Below are 16,412 nucleotides of genomic sequence, written 5' to 3' on the forward strand. Positions count from 1 at the left end.
TCCGGCATCGGGTAATACATAATCATGTAAACAGGAGAGTAAAAAAATGAATGTATTGGTAATTAACTGCGGTAGTTCTTCTTTAAAATACCAGCTGATCGATTCTGACACAGAGGCAGTTCTTGCAAAGGGACTTTGCGAGAGAATCGGAATTGACGGAAGACTGGTATATCAGAAAGCCGGAAACGACAAAGAGATCACAGAAGCTTCCATGCCGACTCATAAAGAAGCAATCCAGATGGTTCTGGAAGCTCTTACCAATGAGAAAACAGGTGCGATCAAGAGTCTTGCAGAGGTTAATGCAATTGGTCATCGTATCGTACATGGCGGCGAGAAATTTGCTTCTTCTGCAATCATTACAGATGAGATGATCAAAGCAGTAGAAGAGTGCAATGACCTTGCACCACTTCACAATCCGGCTAACCTGATCGGTATCCGTGTATGCTCCGAGCTTATGCCAAATGTACCTCAGGTAGGTGTATTTGATACTGCTTTCCATCAGACAATGCCTGCAAAAGCTTATCTGTACGGACTTCCAATTGAATACTACAAGAACTACAAGGTAAGAAGATACGGTTTCCACGGAACTTCCCACAGCTTTGTATCCAAACGTGCTGTTGAGTTCCTTGGTCTTGACAAAGACAACTCTAAAGTTATCGTTTGCCACCTTGGAAACGGTTCCTCCATCAGCGCTGTTCAGAATGGCAAATGTGTAGATACCACAATGGGTCTTACTCCTCTTGAAGGCGTTGTAATGGGTACACGTTCCGGAAGCATTGATCCGGCTATCGTTGAGTACATTGCAAAGAAAGAGAATCTGGATCTTGCAGGTGTTATGAATGTTCTCAATAAGAAATCCGGTCTTCAGGGTATGTCCGGTGTTTCCAGTGATATGCGTGACCTTAGAGCCGCAGCCGCTGAGGGCAACGAGGATGCTAAGAATGCAATCGAAGTTCTCTGCTATGGCATTGCGAAATATGTAGGTGGATATGTAGCTGCTATGAACGGTGTTGATGCAATCGTGTTTACAGCTGGTATCGGCGAGAATGTTGGCATGATTCGTGAGAAAGTCTGCTCTTATCTTGGATTCCTTGGTGTTACAATTGATGCTAAGGCTAATGAGGCTATGGGCGAGGAAGTTGTTATTTCCGGTGCTGACTCCAAGGTAAAGGTTGCAGTTATTCCGACTAACGAGGAGCTTGCAATCTGCCGTGATACGGTAGCACTTGTAAAATAATTAGCTGCAGTGTGATCAGCAGTACATGGGCAAAGTCAGTTGCTGAGAGGCAGGCTGCTTTGCGGTAATACTGCATTACTTTGTAAAAATGCATAAATCCTGCCAGAGAATCATACGCTCTGGCAGGATTTTATATGCAACAGGAAATTGATTTTATATTCCACCTGAAATTTCGTCAGCTTTTGTAATTTTTTTGAAAATTTATTGTATATAAGGGAAAATTCAAGTTGACAAATAATGACAGGGTATGTATAATTGATTAAGTGTGAATAGGGAGACGATTATGCAGATACATTTATCAGACATTTCATCCAGCGAGGGTAAGAGCCAGCACTACAGTGTTGCTTTTGAGATGGATACCATCACCTTCCAGCAGGGAACCTTTCCAGTACTGGCGAAGGAACCTGTAGAGCTTACGATTACGAATACCGGAGACAGAGTTCTGGAACTGGAGGGAAGCGGTCTTATGACTGTTGGAATTCCATGTGACAGATGTCTGGAAGAGGTTAGGACCAGGATTCCTTTTGAATTCAAGAGGAAACTTGACATGAAGCTTACGGATGAAGAACGTGTGAATGATCTGGATGAGAGCAGCTATCTCACCGGCTATGACCTGGATGTGGACCGTTTGGTCTATCTTGAGGTACTGATGAGCTGGCCTTTGAAAGTCTTATGTAAAGAAGACTGCAAAGGGATTTGCAGCAGATGCGGAAAGAATCTGAATGATGGTCCCTGCGGATGTGCCGAGGAGCCTAAGGATCCCCGTATGGCAGCTATCAGTGATATATTCAGTAAATTTAAGGAGGTGTAACCGAAATGTCCATCTGCCCAAAGAATAAATCTTCCAAAGCAAGACGCGATAAGAGAAGAGCAAACTGGAAAATGAGCGCTCCGAACCTTGTAAAATGCAGCAAATGCGGCGCACTTATGATGCCACACAGAGTTTGCAAGGCTTGCGGAAGCTATAACAAAAAAGAGATCGTTAAAGTTGAAGACTAATAGCGAATCTTTAAAGAACACCTGAGTTGATTGGGTGTTCTTTTTTTATGCAGCAAGCAGGATTCTTTCCTGTTGTTTTTTCTATATAATTCATTTATAATATTCACAGAAAATACATTACCTGGAGGAACTACAATGTCTGAATTAAGTGATAAGATCAGATCAGAATTTGAAAAGGCAGATGATGAGCGCGATGCTCTTATGAATACCCCGGAAGATATCGAACGTTGGGATAATATTGTATATGGACATGATGACAGGGAAATGCAGAGGCTGGATGTATACAGACCGAAGCAGGCACAGGGAGAAGACCTTCCGGTCATTATCAGCGTTCATGGAGGAGCCTGGATGTATGGAGACAAAGAAAGGTACCAGTACTATTGTATGAGTCTTGCACAGCGAGGATTTGCAGTTGTAAACTTTACATATCGTCTGGCTCCTGAGAGCAAATTTCCAGCACAGTTAGAAGATGTAAATCTGGTATGCAAGTGGGTGATGAAGCGTGCAGGAAGATTCCATTTTGATACAGAACGTATTTTTGCGGTAGGAGATTCTGCAGGAGCTCATCTTCTGGGACTTTATGCAGCAATCTGCACGAATCCGGCATATGCTGCCAAATATGATTTTGCTGTACCAGAGGGGTTTGCCCTTACTGCAATTGCTTTAAATTGCGGTGTGTACAGGATCCAAAGGGAAGGGTCAGACAATATGACGACACTGATCATGAAGGAACTTCTTCCGGAAGGTGGTACAGAGGAAGAACTGGAGAGCATTGATGTGCTGAACGGCATTACAGATGTTTATCCTCCTGTATTTTGCATGACTTCCGTGGCAGATCATCAGAAAGCACAGGCACCTGCATTAGTCCAGAAACTGATGGAGAATAATGTGCCCTTTGTATATCGTGTGTTTGGAGATAAGGTTAATAAACTTGGTCACGTGTTCCACTGCGATGTAAAAACAATTGATGCTGCCCAGTGCAATGATGCAGAATGTGATTTTTTCAGGGAGTTTTGTTTCTGATAGTAGGACATTCATGTAAAACATATTACGGTACAATGCAAAGTTAGAGCCTGTTTCAAACACGCTCTTGTTGTTGTGATAAAGTAAACAGTAACACCCATTTTTCACGGAAACCTGCGGTTCGCCACAGGTTTCTTGTATTATACGATAAAATCTTATATGCTTGGGACAAGGGAGAAAATCAATGAAAAAAAGGTTAAAAGGTCTGATAAGTGTTTTTTTCTTTTTGCTTTGCATATTTGCCTGGAAAAGCGGGCAGGAAGTAAGGGCAGCAGAAAATATAATAAGGGATTTTTCCAGAATTTTCTACATACCTGCCGGAGCAGTTTTGAAAGGCGGAAGCCTGCAGAAACTGCAGGAAATTTATAATAGCATGAGCTGCATTGCATATACAGAAGATGGGGAAGAGCTTTATCTGGATGCAATCTGGGACTATTCCGGAATTGATATTCAGACTGTGGGAGCCTATAAGATTACAGGGACAGTGAGACTTCCGGAAGGATATACAAGCAATGTCGGTCTTCCGGAATGGACAGCATGGATTTCTGTACAGAATCCGGGACAGCCGGAGATTCAGGTGTATTCCCGAATGATTTCAGCAGGTATTTACTATTTTCCATGGATCACAGAGCAGAATCCAGATATAATGGAAATATGGCTTCAAAAAGAAGGAGAGGACTGGGTAAATGTAAGCGAGGAAGGATATGGATTTGCGGATACCGATGGGATGTATCTTTCCTGCCAGAGTATGATAGCTGAAAATATATATACACTGACAGTTATTTATAATGAAGGGAAAACCAGAAATCTTAAATACCGCTATCAGTCAGATGGAAGCCTGGAGATACTCAGTTATCAGCCTGGAACGATTGGTGGGACAGTACCAAAAGATACTGTTATCCGTTCTTGTGAGGATATAGACGAAAAAAGCCTGCAGCGCTGTATGGTATATGCGGTGCGGGCGGGGCAGAGTCTGGCAGAAGTACGGACCGAGCTGGAGGAGACTTTTTATATTCTTGGGAGCACCTGTGAAGAATATGAGGATACTGCGGCCCATCCGGCTGTTATCATGCCTTCGGTATGGGATTTCAGTCAGGTTGATGTGAATGCTCCTGGCGTTTATAAAGTGACGGGAACTTTTGCAGCTCCAGAAGGCTGCACGGTGGATCAGGAGCTTACTGTTCCGGGGGCGTCTGCTTATATTACCGTTCAGCGCCCGGATCAGCCGGAAGTACAGACGTGCTGTGTGGTTGGCGTGGATACTCTGTTTTTTCCTATGATATTAGACCGTTTTACAGATGAACAGCTGGACAATCTGCAGGTATATCTGCAGGAAAATAAGGGAGATAAAGAAATAAGCAAAAGTAATTTCTATTTTGACAGAAAGGGTCTGTATCTGAAAAAAAGTGTTCTTAAAGCTGGCTGGGAATATGGAATTTACGTAACCTATCCAGGTGGAAGTACCGGGGTATATACTTTTGTGTATGGTGAGGAGCTGATTTCTAATGAGCACTGGTACAAGCGCAATTATGCAGACAGGGATGGCAAAGAGCTTCCGGATATTGACGATGAAGCGGAGCGGGTAACGGATACTTCCGCCATCCTTGTAGGAAACAGGCTGCTGGATCTTATGAAGAATGGTGTAAAGCTGATTCCTTTTGAAGGAGACGGAGTGCTGGTCAGGGTTCCTGTGGAAGTGGTAAAAGGCTGGAATATAAAAGCGGAGGATCAGATTGAAACAGACATTTCCTGGGTGGGAAGTGATGTTTCTGTAAAAATTTCCAAAAACGGAGAAGCTGTTACAGATATTCCAGGAGCTACCGTGGAGATTCCGTATGCGAACCGTGACTCTCAGACTATGCTGACAGACGAAGACGGTAACTCCTATACAGGTTCGGTAAATGATGCACAGAACGCTGCGGTGATTCCCATTGATAAAACCGGAGATTATACAGTGGAAGAGCAACCACAAAATCAGACAGAGAATGGTGGAAACACAGAAGAGGATGATCCGGAAGGAGACAGTCTGGAAAATGCGGCGGACTCAGGGGAAGAAAAGCTGTCAGAACAGGTTGAGGAACTTCTTTCGGAAGATGTCAAAAACCAGAAAGCGAATTCAGATGAGAATCTTAACAGTCAACATAAAAAAACGGCTTCAATTGTTATAATAATTGTAATTTTGTTAATATTGTTATGGAATATACCAATGAGACGCGGCAAAAAGCTCCGAAAGGGGGAACGGGGTGAAGGAGAACAAAGCAAATAAAAAAGGAAGGAAGCTGCTGTGGGGAACTGTAATCATAACCATGATTCTATCCTTTATGTTTTTTTACGTGTTGTATTGTTCAAATAACAAATATATGACAAGAGAGGAAAAAGCCATACACGGACTTTTGTATGCAGATGGCTCCTATGAGAGCTTTCCTGTCTATTATTTGTCCAGAGAATGGGAATATTATCCGGATGCACTTCTTACGCCGGAGGATGATCTGGATAAATATTATTTTCGTTATATTTCTATTGGGGAATATGGTGGAATGGAACTTGGAAACAGTGGGAGAAGTCCGTATGGAAGTGGTACATACCGGTTAAAAATCATGCTTCCCGCTGAGCAGCATACATATGGTTTGTATCTGCCGGAAATTTTTTCAGCATATAATTTGTATGTGGATGGTGTTCTGGTCGGACAGATGGGAAATCCGGACCCGGATCATTATGTGGAACGGACTCAGAACAGAATGTTTACCTTCAAGGCCAATACTTCATTAGAAATTCTGATTGCAGTGACAGATAAAAGCTCTGCTTCGCCGGGAATCCAGAGTGTACCTGTTTTTGGAAATCCTTTAAAAATAAACACCATAAGGGGAATTTCGGTGTTTATCAATTCCTCTGTATTTACCTTGATCATTCTGGTTCTGGCGTTTTCCGTATGGGCATTTTTTAAAACCAGAAGCAGGGCAAATGTACTTTTTGCAGGAGTATGCCTTTGTGTGCTCGGGTATACCTGCTATCCCCTTCTGCATACATACCTGGCGCTAAGAGTACAGCCCTGGTTCTCTGTTGAAATGCTGTTCTATTTTCTCGCTTTTCCGGCAATGCTTTTGCTGGAATATGAGATCACCGGGCAAAAGTATAAGTGGATGGTATGGGGGGTTCTTGCTACAGCTGTGGCAGGTCTTGTGGTTACACTTGCAGGGATTTTTGCAGGGGGAATGGAGACCGCAGCTCTTTCTTATGGTATTTCAGCGGCAACAGAGGTGCTGAAATGGTTTACCGCTGTATGCCTTGTTTTAACTGCGTTTTTCTATACGGAAGGGATGCAGGGCATTTCTCTTCTTGCAGGAACCGTCATTTACGCAGTATCTCTGGCAGCAGACCGCATATGGTCTTTGTATGATCCGATTATTGGCGGCTGGTTTCCGGAATGGGGCGGCATCATTTTGACAGGTATATTTGGAATGTTTCTCTGGAGAGAACTGACAGAAGGCTATCGGATGCGGCTGATCTATGAAGAACAGTCCAGACAGATGGAATTGCGTCTGCTTATGCAAAAGGAGCATTATCAGAAGTTAACTGATGCACTGGAAGAGGCAAGCCGTACAAGACATGACTTCAGACAGTATATCCGTACTGCTTCCATTCTGCTGGAACAGGAACATTATGAAGAACTGAAAGCGTATTTTCATCAGTTCGCACAGGAGAGCACCGAAAAAATGCAGACACCAGTATGCTATTGCAAGAACATGTCTGTGGATGCAATCTTACATTACTATGCGTCACAGCTGGAGCAAAAAGGTATAAAGTACAGATATTCAGTAGAGGTTCCAGAGAAAATGAAAATTTCTGATCTGGATATCTGCAGGATTTTTGGTAATCTGATGGAAAATGCAGTGAGAGCAGTGCAAAAAGAAGAGAACGCGGATGAGGCTTATGTAAATTGCATCTGCAAAGTAAAAATGGGAAAACTTCTGATCAATATTGAAAACACCTATGCAGGAGAAGTGCAGAGAAATGGGGCAGCTTTTTATTCCACAAGTCACAGCGGGCAGGGAATTGGAATTGCTTCTGTTTCCAAAACAGCAGAGAAATATGGTGGATATGCCGACTTTTCTGCCAGAAACGGTGTATTCCGGGCGAATGTGTTTATTCCACTGGAAGATATGGATTTACGGCTTTCGGACAAAGCCGGCTGACAGGCTGAGAAATTTTGCCGGGTCTTTCTTCCACATATAAAAGTCTGCGCAACCAGTTGTGCAGACTTTTGTATTACGAGAAAAGATAATTCAGATATTCCTTCTTGATTGCGTTAGCTCCCCGTTTACGGATCTGGACGGTTTCCTGGTTGTCCAGAAGAAAGCCCTCCTCCAGGGTTTTATGAATGCGGTCCATATTCACAAGACAGCCGCGGTAGCAGGAGAGAAAACAGGGGAGATCGTGAATCAGTTCCTCGAATTTCTGGAAAGTCAGGTATGTGCGCAGAACTCCTGCGTCTGTGTGAAGCTGGACAGCATTGTGAAAGGTGTCTGCATATAAAATGGTTTTTACAGGAACACGCAGAAGGGTACGGTCGCAGATCACCTCTATATATCGTGTATCCTGTGCACGCTTGATCTGAATGGAGTCCAATACCTTTGTGAGCTTGTTTGTATCAAGAGGCTTCAGAAGATAATAAGCTGCCTGCACGTCGTAACTGGCAACCGCAAAAGCATCGCTGCTGGTAACAAAAATAAGAGCACAGGAGTCGTCTTTTTCCCGAAGCTGGGCGGCCAGGTCCATACCATTGGCCTGCTTTATGTAGATATCAAGAAAAATCAGGTCATAACTGCCGGGAGAATAGCTGTTCCAGAAGTCTTCAGGTGAAGAGAAGGTATGTAATTGGATAGATATCTGTCTTTGGTCATAATGTTCCCGGGCAGCTTCTGCAAGTGCATCAAGATCCTGCTGCACATCATCAATTATTGCAATGTTCAATGCTGAAATCCTCCAAAAGAATGAAAACCTGCAGTAAATCAAAATGTTGCTGTGAACAGTAACATCAAAATATCACTGAAAGTGTCATTTCATCCCATGTATATTGTTTTTTCAAAATAAATCGGATATAGTAACCTCAAGGTGATGAGGCGTTAGAAAGTATTATAAACTTTTTAGATCCTCTATATAATATCACAAAATATGATAAAAGTGAGGTAGAAAAATGAAAAACTGGAAAAAAGTTATGGCTATGTTATGTACCGCAGCAATGGTAACCGGATCTTCTGCTCCTGTATGGGCTGAGGCAGATGCAGCAGAAGATACTGAGACTGCAGATGATGAGATTACAGAATTAACAATGGACATGCTTGATGAAGCTGCATATGAAGGAACATGGTTATCTTTTGAGCCGGGCTTCGATCTCTATGTACCAAGTAACTGGGATGTTCTGGAAATTTCAGATGAAGATGCTGCAGACGGTGTTATGTTCCAGGCACAGGATCCGGATTCTGAAGAAGGCGTGAACATGGTAGTGACCGCTACAGATGTTGGAACAGAGTATGATCTGTATTCCATGGCTGATGAGCTGGCTACAGAGTATGAAGATGTTGAGAAGGTTTGCATTAACGGACTCTATGCGGTTTCCTTCGAGACTGAAAGTACATACGGAATCGCTTTCCTGGAGGATGCTGAGGGAATGATGTACAATGTTCAGATCGGACCGAAATCTGATGATGTTCAGCCTATCGCTGAGACACTTTTCGTTTCTCTGATCAAGACAGAAGACAATGTGGAAGATGCAGAGGCTGAGACCGATGCGGCAGCTGACGAGGAAGCAGCAAACTAATTGCTGTAAATGGAATCAGCAGTAATAACTAATTTAAATGCGAAACGTAAATGTCAGCTGGAAATAAATTCTGAAGCTGGCGCTTAAGAAAACAAAACAGAAGCTATGCAGTATATGGAAAAAGACTGCAAGGCTTCTGTTTTTTTGTTTCGTCAGATAAATATGCGTTTAACAGTTAGTTGTGTAAAGATTTCTTCAGCTTCGTATTCCATTTCTGTACAATCAACGGATTCATTTTAATCTTTTTACGATCGTAAGTGATCAGTCCGTTGGTTTCTTCTTCAATATCAGAAAGCTGCGTGAAAACAGTTGCAGAGTATCCTTTTTTTACAGAGGGTACAATTATGTTTTCCATCAATCTGGAGAAGCCGTCGGTAAGCGCCTCATTGGTGGTAAATTTCTTATATCCGTAAATATTTTTGCAGGCACTGTGCTCTGGAAGGCGAAGAGAGTAGCCTCCAAATTCAGATAAAGCAAGTACGCGGTCTGATTCTGGTACTGGAAGTCCCAGAAAATAATAATGGAGACTGTTAATATCACCACAGCCCTGATCAAACCATCCGCTGGCAGAATCTACCAGGCGGGAAGGATCCAGCCGGTGAATAAAATCTGTAACTTTTTTTGTGGAAAATTGTCCCCATCCTTCGTTAAATGGTACCCATGTGACAATGGAAGGATGATTATACAGTGTCCTGACCATATCCCGGATATCGTCAATGTATTCCTGGCGGCCGAATTCATCTGTGCGAGAGAGCAGGCGGGCGTGGAGGTCTTTTACCGGAATGCGCATCCAGTTTAATAATGTAGCCAGATAGGTGACAAACCAGTGATGGTAGGAAGAACCGCCGTTAGGCATATCCTGCCATACCAGCATTCCCATGCGGTCACAGTGGAAATACCAGCGGTCTGTTTCAATCTTGCCATGCTTGCGGAGCATATTAAAACCAAGATCTTTCATTGCACGAATATCGTAGATGAGAGCTTCATCTGAAGGTGCTGTATAAAGCCCGTCGGGCCAGTAGCCTTGATCCAGCACGCCGCTCTGAAAATATGGCTGATTGTTCAGGAAAAAGCGTGGATAGTTATCGTCAGCTATCTGTACGTCACATTTGCGGAGTGCGAAATATCCAAGAACCCGGTCTTTGCCATATTCCAGGGAATAGGGGTAAAGCCATGGCTCTTTGGGAGTCCAGGACTTCTGCATATTTTCCGGGATGGAGAGGGTGGCTCCTTTTCCGGGACGGATTGCGGCGGTAGTTATTTCATCCTGGCATAATGTATCGTTAAGTCCGTCTGCTTCGAGAAAAACAGGTGGATAAACTTTACAGATCACATTGGATGAATTCTGCCTGTCAGGTGAAAAAGCCAAAACAGTTCCCTGAGAATCTGTCTGATCCGCTGCCGTGGGACTTATATGGGCGGGAGATGCATTTTCGGCCGAGGATGCGGAGGATACGCGGATTCGCATCCGGACCAGACTATTGTCCCAATCCGGGGTAACACGCACATCTCTTATGTATTCGTTCGGTACGATCTCCATCCATACAGTCTGCCATATCCCGCTCTGGGCAGTATAGAACATACCGCCGCGTTTCAGCTGCTGTTTGCCTCTGGCATGATAGGAGGTGTCACTGAAGTCATGGACACTTATTAGGATAGAGACTGTGAGATCTTCTGTAATAAAGTCTGTAATATCTGTGGTAAATGGAAGGTAGCCGCCCTTGTGATAGGTGACGAACTTTCTGTTAATGTACACACTGCAGATCTGATCTACAGCTCCAAAATGCAGAAGAAGCCGCTGACTTTCTGTATTCAGGCAGTTCTCTGGCAACTGGATGGTACGGGAATACCATAAGGTTTCATCAGGCAAAAGCTGGCGCTTTACCTGGGAAAGAGGCGCTTCAGGTGAAAAGGGCACCAAAATCTGTCCGTCAAAGGGGAAATATTCGCTTTCGTAAAATTGCCATGGAAGAATGCGGCTGTCAGTAATCAGATAGTCCCACATGCCGTTCAGATTGATCCAGTGACGGCGTACCATATCCGGACGAGGATATTCTTTCAGAGTCTGTCCCCGGGCAGCCGCTTTGCTCCAAATGGTTTCCAGATTTTTCAAATATATGTCCTCCTTAAATTTACGAAAAGTATGAAAAAATAATTATAATGATATGTCTTATTATACACGAAATATGGACGTTTGCAATTGGATTTGTGAAAACCCGTTCCGCAACATTACTGTTCACTGGTAATGTTCCGCGAGGTGTTTTTGCGAACAAAGTTCACAGAAAAACGAGAATCTGAGCGTGAAATCTTGCGGATGCATGAGTTTTGTGTAACGCGAAACGTGTTGCTATGAATGGAGCGAAGAGAAACACGCTTGCAGGGGGTGGAGTGGACAGCATATCGCAACTTACGATTGAAAAAGCAGGTGCGGTATGTTAGGATAAAAAGGATTGATGGAGGGGAAAAAGATGAATAATTCACAAAACAAAAATCTGCTGACAGAGGGGTCTATCTGGAAGAAACTGATGGGATTTGCGTTCCCGCTTTTTCTGGGAAACTTGTTCCAGCAACTGTACAATACAGCAGATTCTCTGATCGTGGGAAACTTTCTGGGAAGTGATGCATTGGCTGCGGTAAGCTCATCCGGCAGTCTTACATTTCTGTTGGTAGGATTTTTTCAGGGTCTTGCTATGGGAGCAGGCGTTATCATAGCGAGATATTTTGGCGCAAGGCAGAAGAAGGAGCTTCACAGGGCGATTCATACCACGGTGGCTTTTGGTATTCTGTGCGGTATACTTCTTACAGCTGGCGGTGTTGTGCTTGCACCGAAGATTCTGATCCTTATGAAAACACCGGCAGATATTTTGCCGAAATCCACCCTGTATTTCCAGGTATATGCCATGGGATCCTTGGGTCTGGTTCTTTATAACAATTTTGTAGGCATTATGCAGGCAGTGGGAGACAGCCGTCATCCATTGTATTACCTGATTTTTTCATCGCTTTTGAATGTAGCTCTGGATATGGTTTTTGTAGGCGGACTTGGAATGGGTGTGGAGGGCGCAGCTCTTGCCACTATCATTTCCCAGTTTATGAGTGCATTTTTGTGCCTGCACCGTCTGATGAAAAAAAGCCCGGAGGAGTATACGGTTTCCCTTAGGGATGTTCGCCTGGACTCCTATATGCTGAAACAGATCGTATCCAACGGTCTTCCTGCTGGCATCCAGAATTCCGTGATCGCCATTGCAAATGTGGTAGTGCAGTCTAATATCAACAGCTTCGGCAAGCTGGCTGTTGCTGGATGCGGGGCATATTCCAAGGTTGAGGGATTTGGTTTTCTGCCTATTACCTGTTTTTCTATGGGACTGACCACATTTATCAGTCAGAATCTGGGCGCAAAGAAATATGACAGGGCAAAAAAAGGAGCCCGTATTGGTATCCTCTGCAGTATTTCGATGGCAGAGATCGTGGGAATTATTGTGTATTTTGCAAGTCCGGTATTTATTGCCGCTTTTAACAATGATCCGAAAGTGATTGCTTTTGGAGTGAAAGAAGCACATATCATTACTCTGTTCTATTTTCTGCTTGCCTTTTCCCATTGCATTGCAGGACTTATGCGTGGAGCGGGAAGAGCTACGGTGCCCATGTTTGTTATGTTGGGCTGCTGGTGCGTGATCCGTGTGACTTATATAACCATCGCTGTGAAGCTGCATCCGGTGATCCAGACTGTATTCTGGGCGTATCCGCTGACCTGGTCATTAAGCTCCATTCTGTTTTTGATTTTTTATCTGAAATCAGACTGGATCCATGGTTTTGAGAAAAAAAGAAACTGACAGAGGCGGAAAATACTGAAATAAATGCCCGTGGATGGTGAAAAAGGAGTTATGGTTTTTATGAATGTACTGAACATTGAACATGTAAGCAAGATTTTTGGAGATAAAAAGATTTTTGATGATATTTCCTATGGAATCCATGATGGGGATAAAATCGGAATCATTGGAATCAATGGAACTGGAAAAAGTACTCTGCTGAAAATCATTGCAGGGGAAGAGGAGACAGATGAGGGACAGGTGATTTCCCAGAATGGCCTTCGTATCACCTATCTGCCTCAGATGCCAGATTTTCCAAAAGGTGCCATTGTACAGGACTATGTGGCTGATGGGAAATGGCAGAAGGACTGGAGCACAGAAAGCGAGGCCAGAAATATTTTGAATAAGCTGGGGATTACAGAACATGATGTCCCTGTGGAGCAGCTTTCTGGTGGACAGAAGAAGCGTGTAGCTCTGGCCAGAACTCTGGTAAACCCTTCTGATGTGCTGATTCTGGATGAGCCTACCAACCATCTGGATAATGAGATGGTAACCTGGCTGGAGGATTACCTGAACCGGTTTAAAGGCGTTGTGATCATGGTTACGCATGACCGTTATTTCCTTGACAAAGTTACCAATAAAATTCTGGAAATCAGTCATGGAAAAGTATATTCCTATGATGCCAATTATTCAGGATTTCTGGAATTAAAAGCACAAAGAGAAGAGATGGAACTGGCTTCCGAGAGGAAGAGACAGAGCATTCTCCGTATGGAGCTGGAATGGGCGAAGCGTGGCTGCCGTGCAAGAAGCACCAAGCAGCGCGCCCGTCTGGAGCGTCTGGAAGCGTTAAAAAATGGCAAGGCGCCTGTTCAGGAGACAGATGTGCAGATGGACTCTGTGGAGACCAGAATGGGGAAAAAGACAGTAGAGCTTCATCACATTTCCAAAAGCTATGGCGATAAGGTGATTCTGGATGATTTTGACTATATTGTGCTGAGAAACCAGAGACTTGGAATTATCGGACCAAATGGATGCGGAAAATCTACTTTGATCCGTATTATTGATGGAATGGTGGAACCGGATTCCGGTACCGTGGAGATCGGGGAGACGATCAGGATCGGTTACTTTGCCCAGGAAGTGCCGGACATGGATGGAAACCAGCGGGTGATTGATTATATCCGTGATGTGGCAGAGTTTATTCCTACCCGTGATGGAAAGATCAGCGCATCTATGATGCTGGAGCGTTTTCTTTTTGATTCTGCAATGCAGTATACACCGGTAGCCAAGCTGTCAGGAGGAGAGAAGAGGCGTCTGTATCTCCTGAAGGTACTGATGGAGGCGCCAAATGTACTTCTTCTGGATGAGCCAAGTAATGATCTGGACATTCCTACACTGACCATTCTTGAAGATTATCTTTCTACATTTTCCGGAATTGTGATCACGGTATCCCACGACCGTTATTTCTTGGATGACGTGGTGGACCGCATTTTTGCCTTTGAAGGGAATGGAAAACTGACCCAGTATGAGGGTGGTTATACAGATTATGCAGAAGCAAAAGCGCGGAAATACGGGGCTGGAAGCAGTGAAATTGGTGCCGGGGCCGGCAGCAGTTTGTCAGATAAAGCGGCTTCCGGAAATAACAGTACAGAGGATGAAGGGAAAAAACCTACCAGAAAAGACTGGAAGCAGGGACAGAAGTCTGAAAAACTGAAATTTACTTATAAAGAAGAACGGGAATATGCTGTTATTGATGAGGATATAGCCAGACTTGAAGAGAAAATTGCCAGGCTGGAGAATGATATGATGGCAAATGCCACCAATTCCGTGAAGCTTCGTGAGATCATGGCAGATAAAGAGGCGGCGGAGAAGCAGCTGGAAGAGAAAATGGATCGCTGGGTGTATCTGAATGATCTGGCGGAGCAGATTGAGGCACAGAAAAATAATGGATAAAGGTGACAGGAAGCTGCATGCTTCGAAAGCCCATAAAGAAGAGGAAAGCTTTCTGAACAGGAGAAAGGAATTATTTCGCAGACTACCAAAAATTGACAGGCTTATGGGAAGGGAACTGACGAAAGAACTGACGGAACAGTATGGGTATCGTGCAGTGCTGGAGGCTGCCAGAAAGGTGGAAGAGCAGCTGCGGGATGCCATGCGTCAGCAGATTTTGGTGGAAGAAAAGCCAGCTGTGTTCCTGGATACATCCGGACTATCAGGACAGAAGGATGGCTTACCGGTAAAGCTGTCTGATCTGAAGGCTTTGCCTGAGACAACATTAGATTATACAGAGTATGTTTTGCAGGAAATGAAGAGACTGCTTGCGCACAGAAGCCAGAGGCAGATGCAGCGGGTGATCAATGCTACCGGTGTGATCCTCCACACAAATCTGGGAAGAGCGCCTTTAGGGGACAGACTTGTGTCTGAGCTTGTACCTTTGATGACCGGATATACCAATCTGGAATTGAATCTGGAAGATGGGAAGAGGGGAAGCAGATATGATCATTTTGCTGAAAATCTCTGCAAGCTGACAGGGGCTGAGGCTGCCATTGCAGTGAATAACAACGCGGCAGCAGTGCTGCTCATGCTGACAGCGCTGGCCTCCGGAGGGGAAACCGTAGTTTCCCGAGGAGAGCTTGTGGAGATTGGCGGGAAGTTCCGGATTCCGGATGTATGCAGTCAGAGTGGAACGATGCTTGTGGAAGTGGGGACTACCAACCGGACTTATCTGGAGGATTACGAAAATGCAGTGACAGAGAATACCGCTGCCTTTCTGAAAGTGCACACCAGCAACTATCAGATTACCGGTTTTACCCATGAAGCAGAGTTTGTAGAGCTTGCAGAAGCGGCACATAACCGCGGAATTCCCCTTTTGGTGGACTTTGGAAGTGGGAGCCTTGTGGACATTGCCTTTTATGGAATCGAGCCTGAAAAGACCGTACAGGAGCTTTTGAAGAAAGGTGCAGATATTGTATCTTTTAGTGGAGATAAACTTCTGGGCGGACCACAGGCAGGAATACTGGCAGGACGTAAAGATTTGATCGAAAAGATTTCCAGGCATCCTCTCATGCGGGCACTGCGAATCGATAAGTTTACAGCTGCCGCGCTGGATAAGACAGTAAGTATTTATCTGGATGAGAGTCAGCTGGAGAAAGAGATTCCGGTTTATGATATGATGAGTCGAAGTGCAGAAGAACTTAAGCGGAATGCATTATGGCTTATGGGTGAACTGTTGGCCGATGCTTCTGAATATGAATTTGCAGTAACCTCTACACGAAATCCTGTTGGCGGTGGTACTACACCTGGAAAAACACTGCCTGGAGCTGCATTGCAGATAAGAAGCCTGAATGGAAAGGGCCTTTCCGCGCAGGAAATCAGTGACTGCTTACGGAAAATGGATACTCCGGTTATTGGTCATATTGTAGACGACTGGGTCTATCTGGAAATGAGAACCATAAGGACTGGCGAAGAATTGGAGATTCTCAGAAAAGAATTGAAATATGATCTGTACAAGAAAAACCCTCAATGATCTTTG

12 protein-coding genes are annotated in these 16,412 nt (G+C 44.2%); 10 read left to right on the forward strand and 2 right to left on the reverse strand.

The features are described from left to right. The first annotated feature begins 46 nt into the window (after positions 1–46). The 6 genes from ACESTK_RS07810 (at position 47) to ACESTK_RS07835 (ending at position 7,452) form a co-directional block, all read left to right on the forward strand. Complete coding sequence (locus tag ACESTK_RS07810) at positions 47–1,237, forward strand: acetate/propionate family kinase (RefSeq protein ID WP_118580050.1); 1,191 nt, start codon at positions 47–49, stop codon at positions 1,235–1,237. A 283-nt stretch (positions 1,238–1,520) separates the two neighbouring features. After that, a complete protein-coding gene (locus ACESTK_RS07815; protein ID WP_195699749.1) occupies positions 1,521–2,048 on the forward strand; it encodes a DUF177 domain-containing protein in 528 nt (175 codons plus the stop codon). A gap of 5 nt (positions 2,049–2,053) precedes the next feature. Continuing rightward, on the forward strand, positions 2,054–2,236 hold the full coding sequence (rpmF, locus tag ACESTK_RS07820; protein WP_077610953.1) for a 50S ribosomal protein L32: 183 nt from the start codon (positions 2,054–2,056) through the stop codon (positions 2,234–2,236). Between the two features lie 135 nt (positions 2,237–2,371). Next, complete coding sequence (locus tag ACESTK_RS07825) at positions 2,372–3,259, forward strand: alpha/beta hydrolase (protein ID WP_373119391.1); 888 nt, start codon at positions 2,372–2,374, stop codon at positions 3,257–3,259. Positions 3,260–3,443: 184 nt separating this feature from the next. Beyond that, positions 3,444–5,525: a hypothetical protein gene (locus ACESTK_RS07830; RefSeq protein WP_195983039.1), complete on the forward strand. Its 2,082-nt coding sequence runs from the start codon at positions 3,444–3,446 to the stop codon at positions 5,523–5,525. Then, entirely contained in the window at positions 5,503–7,452 is a 1,950-nt protein-coding gene (locus tag ACESTK_RS07835; RefSeq protein ID WP_373119393.1) for a GHKL domain-containing protein, read from the forward strand. The genes ACESTK_RS07830 and ACESTK_RS07835 overlap by 23 nt, the downstream gene beginning before the upstream one ends. A gap of 73 nt (positions 7,453–7,525) precedes the next feature. Here ACESTK_RS07835 and ACESTK_RS07840 read toward each other — a convergent pair whose 3' ends face one another. Then, positions 7,526–8,230 carry a LytR/AlgR family response regulator transcription factor gene (locus ACESTK_RS07840; RefSeq protein ID WP_373119395.1) on the reverse strand — a complete coding sequence of 235 codons (705 nt, stop codon included), beginning with the start codon at positions 8,228–8,230 and terminating at the stop codon, positions 7,526–7,528. A 223-nt stretch (positions 8,231–8,453) separates the two neighbouring features. Between ACESTK_RS07840 and ACESTK_RS07845 the strand changes: the two genes are divergently transcribed. After that, positions 8,454–9,077: a hypothetical protein gene (locus ACESTK_RS07845; protein ID WP_373119397.1), complete on the forward strand. Its 624-nt coding sequence runs from the start codon at positions 8,454–8,456 to the stop codon at positions 9,075–9,077. 175 nt (positions 9,078–9,252) lie between these two features. Here the strand turns inward: ACESTK_RS07845 and ACESTK_RS07850 are convergent, their stop codons facing one another. Continuing rightward, complete coding sequence (locus ACESTK_RS07850; protein ID WP_373119398.1) at positions 9,253–11,190, reverse strand: glycoside hydrolase family 2 protein; 1,938 nt, start codon at positions 11,188–11,190, stop codon at positions 9,253–9,255. A 355-nt stretch (positions 11,191–11,545) separates the two neighbouring features. Between ACESTK_RS07850 and ACESTK_RS07855 the strand changes: the two genes are divergently transcribed. The 3 genes from ACESTK_RS07855 to selA are packed head-to-tail and all read left to right on the forward strand — an operon-like array spanning position 11,546 to position 16,406. After that, complete coding sequence (locus tag ACESTK_RS07855; protein ID WP_195991721.1) at positions 11,546–12,907, forward strand: MATE family efflux transporter; 1,362 nt, start codon at positions 11,546–11,548, stop codon at positions 12,905–12,907. Between the two features lie 60 nt (positions 12,908–12,967). Beyond that, on the forward strand, positions 12,968–14,833 hold the full coding sequence (locus ACESTK_RS07860) for an ABC-F family ATP-binding cassette domain-containing protein (protein ID WP_195590701.1): 1,866 nt from the start codon (positions 12,968–12,970) through the stop codon (positions 14,831–14,833). Beyond that, a complete protein-coding gene (selA, locus tag ACESTK_RS07865) occupies positions 14,826–16,406 on the forward strand; it encodes an L-seryl-tRNA(Sec) selenium transferase (RefSeq protein WP_195991722.1) in 1,581 nt (526 codons plus the stop codon). Before ACESTK_RS07860 ends, selA begins: the two co-directional genes overlap by 8 nt. Positions 16,407–16,412: the final 6 nt, after the last annotated feature.

The organism is Ruminococcus sp. Marseille-P328, assembly GCF_964249465.1.
GTDB classification, from domain to species: domain Bacteria; phylum Bacillota; class Clostridia; order Lachnospirales; family Lachnospiraceae; genus Blautia_A; species Blautia_A faecis.